The organism is Pseudomonas sp. IPO3774 (assembly GCF_013386835.1).
GTDB lineage: Bacteria > Pseudomonadota > Gammaproteobacteria > Pseudomonadales > Pseudomonadaceae > Aquipseudomonas.
Window position 1 is genome coordinate 118,793 of record NZ_JACAQY010000058.1, and the last position, 6,340, is coordinate 125,132.

6 protein-coding genes are annotated in these 6,340 nt (G+C 56.9%); all 6 read left to right on the forward strand.

The window, feature by feature from the left end:
* Window positions 1-171 precede the first annotated feature (171 nt).
* The 6 genes from HYE77_RS27210 (at window position 172) to msrQ (ending at window position 6,156) form a co-directional block, all read left to right on the forward strand.
* Window positions 172-1,896 (forward strand): acetolactate synthase 3 large subunit, encoded by a 1,725-nt coding sequence (locus HYE77_RS27210; protein ID WP_008436892.1) that lies wholly within the window; start codon window positions 172-174, stop codon window positions 1,894-1,896.
* A gap of 2 nt (window positions 1,897-1,898) precedes the next feature.
* The gene (ilvN, locus tag HYE77_RS27215; RefSeq protein WP_003176102.1) at window positions 1,899-2,390 is read left to right on the forward strand and encodes an acetolactate synthase small subunit; all 492 of its coding nucleotides are present in this window, start codon (window positions 1,899-1,901) and stop codon (window positions 2,388-2,390) included.
* 50 nt (window positions 2,391-2,440) lie between these two features.
* Entirely contained in the window at window positions 2,441-3,457 is a 1,017-nt protein-coding gene (gene ilvC / locus HYE77_RS27220) for a ketol-acid reductoisomerase (protein ID WP_003212125.1), read from the forward strand.
* Between the two features lie 144 nt (window positions 3,458-3,601).
* Window positions 3,602-4,459, forward strand: coding sequence for a CDP-diacylglycerol--serine O-phosphatidyltransferase (gene pssA, locus HYE77_RS27225; protein WP_003212123.1), 858 nt, complete (start codon window positions 3,602-3,604; stop codon window positions 4,457-4,459).
* A gap of 63 nt (window positions 4,460-4,522) precedes the next feature.
* The gene (gene msrP / locus HYE77_RS27230; RefSeq protein WP_003212121.1) at window positions 4,523-5,536 is read left to right on the forward strand and encodes a protein-methionine-sulfoxide reductase catalytic subunit MsrP; all 1,014 of its coding nucleotides are present in this window, start codon (window positions 4,523-4,525) and stop codon (window positions 5,534-5,536) included.
* Window positions 5,536-6,156, forward strand: a complete 621-nt coding sequence (gene msrQ / locus HYE77_RS27235; RefSeq protein WP_102368092.1) for a protein-methionine-sulfoxide reductase heme-binding subunit MsrQ — start codon at window positions 5,536-5,538, stop codon at window positions 6,154-6,156. Before msrP ends, msrQ begins: the two co-directional genes overlap by 1 nt.
* Window positions 6,157-6,340: the final 184 nt, after the last annotated feature.

The window sequence follows — 6,340 nt, forward strand, 5'->3', positions numbered from 1 at the left end:
ACCTCGCGCTGGGTGGGAAAATCCCGCAACACTTGGGACGCTCCCAATACTTGCTCAGTCAGTGCTGACGTAGTCGGCGACCACCGTCGCTCATGCTCTGCTGAGAAGTAAACCTATTAAGACCCGTCGGTTTTTAACGGACGGTATTCTGGCGTTTTAGAGGTGAACAACGTGGAGCTTTTATCTGGCGGTGAGATGCTCGTCCGCTTTTTGCGTGACGAAGGCGTCGACTATATCTACGGGTACCCAGGTGGTGCTCTGCTGCATGTCTACGACGCACTGTTCAAGGAACCGGCTGTTACCCACATCCTGGTTCGCCACGAACAAGCTGCTACCCATATGGCTGACGGTTACGCCCGTGCCACCGGTAAAGCCGGTGTGGTACTGGTGACTTCCGGCCCTGGCGCGACCAATGCCATTACCGGCATCGCGACGGCCTATATGGACTCCATCCCGATGGTGATCATTTCTGGCCAGGTGGCGAGCACCATGGTCGGTACCGATGCATTCCAGGAAACCGACATGATCGGTATTTCCCGGCCGATCGTGAAACACAGCTTCATGATCAAGCATGCCTCGGAAATCCCGGAAGTCATGAAGAAGGCGTTCTACCTCGCACAGTCCGGTCGCCCGGGTCCTGTAGTGGTCGATATCCCGAAAGACATGACCAACCCGGCGGAAAAATTCGAATACATCTTCCCGAAGAAAGCCAAGCTGCGTTCCTACAGCCCGGCCGTTCGCGGGCACTCGGGGCAAATCCGCAAGGCGGCAGAAATGCTGTTGGCGGCCAAGCGTCCAGTGCTCTACTCGGGTGGTGGGGTGATTCTGGGCGGCGGTTCTGCACCGCTGACCGAACTGGCCAAGCTGCTCAACCTGCCAGTCACCAACACCTTGATGGGCCTTGGCGCGTTCCCGGGTTCGGACCGTCAGTTCGTCGGCATGCTCGGCATGCACGGCAGCTACACCGCCAACCTGGCCATGCACCATGCTGACGTGATCCTCGCCGTCGGTGCGCGGTTCGATGACCGGGTGATCAATGGCGCGAGCAAGTTCTGCCCGAATGCCAAGATCATCCACATCGATATCGACCCGGCATCCATCTCCAAGACCATCAAGGCCGACGTGCCTATCGTTGGTCCTGTGGAAAGCGTGCTGACCGAAATGGTCGCTGCGCTGAAGGAAATCGGCGAAGCCCCGAACAAGGATTCCGTTGCCAGCTGGTGGAAGCAGATCGACGAGTGGCGCGGTGATCGCGGTCTGTTCCCTTACGACAAGGGTGATGGCAGCGTCATCAAGCCACAGACCGTGATCGAAACCCTGTGCGAAGTGACCAAGGGCGATGCCTTTGTGACCTCCGATGTGGGCCAGCACCAGATGTTCGCGGCGCAGTACTACAAGTTCGACAAGCCTAACCGCTGGATCAACTCCGGTGGCCTGGGCACGATGGGCTTTGGTTTCCCTGCGGCCATGGGTGTGAAGCTGAGCTTCCCGGACACCGACGTTGCTTGCGTCACCGGCGAAGGCAGTATCCAGATGAACATCCAGGAACTGTCGACCTGCCTGCAATATGGCTTGCCGGTGAAGATCGTCTGCCTGAACAACGGTGTACTGGGCATGGTTCGCCAGTGGCAGGACATGAGCTACGGCAGCCGTCACTCCCATTCCTACATGGAGTCTCTGCCTGACTTCGTCAAATTGGTTGAAGCCTATGGCCATGTCGGCATGCGCATCACCGATCTGAAGGATTTGAAGCCGATGATGGAAGAGGCGTTCGCCATGAAGGACCGCCTGGTGTTCCTCGATATTCAGGTCGACACCAGCGAGCACGTCTACCCGATGCAGATCAAAGACGGCTCCATGCGCGATATGTGGCTGAACAAGACGGAGCGTACCTAATCATGCGGCACATTATCTCCCTGCTTCTGGAGAACGAACCGGGCGCTCTGTCACGTGTGGTCGGACTGTTTTCGCAACGCAACTACAACATCGAAAGCCTTACGGTGGCGCCGACCGAAGACCCGACCTTGTCGCGTCTGACGTTGACCACCGTTGGCCATGATGAGGTGATCGAGCAGATCACCAAGAACCTCAACAAGCTGATCGAAGTGGTCAAGCTGGTCGACTTGTCGGAGAGTGCCCACATCGAGCGTGAGCTGATGCTGGTCAAGGTCAAGGCTACGGGTGCACAACGGGCCGAGATCAAGCGCACTACCGACATTTATCGCGGGCAGATCGTCGATGTGAGCGCCAGCGTTTATACCGTTCAACTGACCGGTACAAGCGACAAGCTGGACAGCTTCATCCAGTCGATCGGGACGGCCTCGATTCTGGAAACTGTACGCAGTGGCGTCACCGGGATTGCTCGTGGCGACAAAGTACTCAGCATCTAACTCAAATTTAGCGAATGGCCTTAAACGGCCTGGATATATAGAGGAACCTCATGAAAGTTTATTACGATAAAGATTGTGACCTGTCGATCATCCAGGGCAAAAAAGTCGCCATCATCGGCTACGGTTCCCAGGGCCACGCCCAAGCGTGCAACCTGAAAGATTCCGGCGTTGACGTGACCGTTGGCCTGCGCAAAGGCTCGGCCACTGTTGCCAAGGCTGAAGCCCACGGCCTGAAAGTGACTGACGTTGCTTCTGCTGTTGCTGCTGCCGACCTGGTCATGATCCTGACCCCGGACGAGTTCCAGTCCGCGCTGTACAAGAACGAAATCGAGCCGAACATCAAGAAGGGCGCCACCCTGGCCTTCTCCCACGGCTTCGCGATCCACTACAACCAGGTTGTGCCGCGCGCCGACCTCGACGTGATCATGATCGCGCCGAAAGCACCGGGCCACACCGTGCGCTCCGAGTTCGTCAAAGGCGGCGGTATCCCTGACCTGATCGCGATCTACCAGGACGCCTCGGGCAACGCCAAGAACGTCGCACTGTCCTACGCTGCTGGCGTGGGTGGCGGTCGTACCGGCATCATCGAAACCACCTTCAAGGACGAGACTGAAACCGACCTGTTCGGCGAACAGGCCGTTCTGTGTGGCGGTACCGTTGAACTGGTCAAGGCCGGTTTCGAAACCCTGGTTGAAGCTGGCTACGCGCCAGAAATGGCCTATTTCGAATGCCTGCACGAACTGAAGCTGATCGTTGACCTCATGTACGAAGGCGGTATCGCCAACATGAACTACTCGATCTCCAACAACGCCGAATACGGCGAGTACGTGACTGGCCCGGAAGTGATCAACGCCGAGTCCCGTCAGGCCATGCGCAACGCCCTGAAACGTATTCAGGACGGCGAATACGCCAAAATGTTCATCAGCGAAGGTGCAACCGGCTACCCTTCGATGACCGCCAAGCGTCGTAACAACGCCGCTCACGGTATCGAGATCATCGGCGAGCAACTGCGCTCCATGATGCCGTGGATCGGTGCCAACAAGATCGTCGACAAAGCCAAAAACTAAGTCGTACGGATCAAGGGAAAACGCGGCTTAGGCCGCGTTTTTTCGTTTGCGGGGCAGGTTCTGGTATAAAGCTGCATCGTTTGCGGGCGAACACTCGCCGCAAGTTTCTGTCGAAATTTTTCACACCGTTGCAAGGTAAAGTCCATGAGCGAACGTCCCGAAGAGCCAAACCAGGCCTCTGACGCCGAAAGCCTGCTACCGATCGATGAACATGTCGAAGAAGGGCACGATGCTGAAGGCCGTAAAGTCCGGCATCGTGGCATCTATCTTCTGCCCAATCTGTTCACCACTGCGAACCTGTTCGCGGGGTTCTACTCCATCATCAATTCCATGAGTGCCCAGAGTGCGTTGGCGGCCGGCGATGCGGCCGGGGCCAGCAAGTACTTTGGTTTTGCCGCGATAGCGATCTTCGTCGCCATGGTCCTTGATGGCCTGGATGGCCGGGTTGCGCGGATGACCAACACCCAGAGTGCCTTTGGCGCCGAGTATGACTCGCTGTCGGACATGGTTGCCTTCGGTGTGGCGCCGGCGTTGCTCGCATTTGCCTGGGCGCTGGGTGATATGGGCAAGGTTGGCTGGATGGTTGCCTTCATCTATGTGGCGGGCGCGGCATTGCGTCTGGCGCGCTTTAATACCCAGGTGGGGACTGCCGACAAGCGCTACTTCATTGGCTTGGCCAGTCCGGCTGCGGCGGGTGTGGTAGCCGGTATTGTCTGGGCATTCAGCGACTACGGTATCCAGGGTTCCAAGATGTCGTTCCTGGTGGCCTTGATGGTTGCGGCGGCCGGCATGCTGATGGTCAGCAATATCAAGTACAACAGCTTCAAGGAGCTGGATCTCAAAGGGCGTGTGCCGTTTGTGGCTATCCTGGCAGTGGTGCTGGTGTTTGCCGTGGTCTTCAGTGATCCGCCGCGAATCCTGCTGCTGGCTTTCCTTGTGTATGCCGCGTCCGGCCCGGTGCAGTACCTTCTGCATCTTCGTCAGCGCAAAACGTTGCCTTAATGTAATTTCCCCCATACTCCGCAGTCTATTGGTGCATCTGTCCTCCAAAGCTGCGGAGTTGCCATGTTAATCAAGTTTCCCAAAGCGTCTGATTGCCAAGAATCGGATGTCACGCCTGAATCCCTCTATTTCTCTCGCCGCAGCTTGCTCGGTGGTGCGCTTGCCGGCCTGGCTGCCAGCAGCCTGCCGCGTTGGGCCAGTGCGGATGATGCGGCACGTTATGCCGATGTCGAGCCGGGCAATGCACCTGGCTGGTTTGCCGAAAAGCTGCCGGGTACCAAATGGCAGGCGATTACCGTCAAGGACGAGGCCATCACCCCTTTCAAGGACGCAACCCACTACAACAACTTCTATGAGTTCGGTACGGACAAGGGCGACCCTGCAGCCAATGCCGGGTCTCTGAAGACTGAGCCGTGGAGTGTGGTGATAGATGGTGAGGTCGCCAAACCTGGGCGCTATGCGCTTGAAGACTTCATGAAGCCCTATCAGTTGGAAGAGCGAATCTATCGACTGCGCTGTGTAGAGGCCTGGTCGATGGTCATTCCGTGGATAGGGTTCCCTATATCGGAACTGCTCAAGCACGTCGAGCCGACCTCGAACGCCAAGTACATCCGTTTTGAAACCCTGCAGGATCCCAAGAGCATGCCGGGGCAGCGGTCCAACTTCGCTTTGATCGACTGGCCTTATGTAGAAGGGCTGCGATTGGATGAGGCGATGAATCCCCTGGCGATCCTTGCGGTGGGCATGTATGGGCGGGAGCTGCCGAACCAGAACGGCGCGCCGTTGCGGTTGGTGGTGCCGTGGAAGTACGGATTCAAGAGCGTCAAGTCGATCGTGCGCATCAGCCTGGTCAGCGAGCAGCCGAAAACCACCTGGCAAAGTATTGCCGCGAGTGAGTATGGGTTTTACGCAAATGTGAATCCTACCGTCGACCATCCGCGTTGGACCCAGGCGCGGGAGCGGCGGTTGCCCAGCGGGCTGTTCAGTCCCAATGTGCGTGAGACACAAATGTTCAACGGCTACGCCGATGAAGTCGCTTCTCTTTATACGGGCCTCGATCTGCGGAAGAACTATTGATGCGCTATCCGATCTGGCGCATCGGCGTCTTTATAGCAGCGGCGGTGTGGCCGCTGTTCTGGCTGTACGAGGCCTGGAGCTTTGCGCTGGGACCTGACCCGGGCAAGGTGCTGATGGATCGGCTCGGGCTTGGCACCTTGATTCTGTTGTTAATAACCCTGGGTATGACACCGTTGCAGAAGCTCAGTGGTTGGGCGGGGTGGATCGCCGTGCGACGGCAACTGGGATTGTGGTGCTTTGCCTATGTGGTTTTGCATCTTGCTGCTTACTGCGTGTTTATCCTTGGGTTGGATTGGTCGCAGTTGGGGGTTGAGCTACGGAAGCGGCCTTACATTATTGTGGGTACCTTGGGATTCCTTTCTCTATTGGTGCTGGCAGTCACCTCCAACCGATACAGCCAGCGTCGCCTTGGTGTGCGCTGGAAGAAACTGCATCGTTTGGTTTACGTGATTCTCGGGCTTGGTTTGCTGCATATGCTGTGGATCGTGCGGGCAGATCTCAAGGAGTGGGCTATCTATGCATCTATAGGGGCGCTGCTTCTGGTCCTGCGTATACCGCCGGTGATGCGCCGAATTCCCCGTCTTATTGCTAAAAAACCATCTTCTGCAACAAAAGCGTAATTAACCCTTGACGGCAGATTCTGGAAGTCTATAATTCGCCCCACTTCCGGCGCAGTCGAAACGGAAAACTCCTTGGTAAACAAAGAGTTATGTAGGTTTCGGCAGCGAGTTGCTTCAGATCATCGAAGCCCAGAAGGAGTTAGTAAGGCAGTGTTGTTTGGTCCTATTAACGGTTCGATCTTCT

Bases quoted from the DNA above. Each gene is read 5' to 3' on its own strand.
- msrQ (WP_102368092.1), top strand. From the start codon at position 5,536: ATGCGCTATCCGATCTGGCGCATCGGCGTCTTTATAGCAGCGGCGGTG.
- ilvN (WP_003176102.1), top strand. From the start codon at position 1,899: ATGCGGCACATTATCTCCCTGCTTCTGGAGAACGAACCGGGCGCTCTG.
- msrP (WP_003212121.1), top strand. From the start codon at position 4,523: ATGTTAATCAAGTTTCCCAAAGCGTCTGATTGCCAAGAATCGGATGTC.
- ilvC (WP_003212125.1), top strand. From the start codon at position 2,441: ATGAAAGTTTATTACGATAAAGATTGTGACCTGTCGATCATCCAGGGC.
- pssA (WP_003212123.1), top strand. From the start codon at position 3,602: ATGAGCGAACGTCCCGAAGAGCCAAACCAGGCCTCTGACGCCGAAAGC.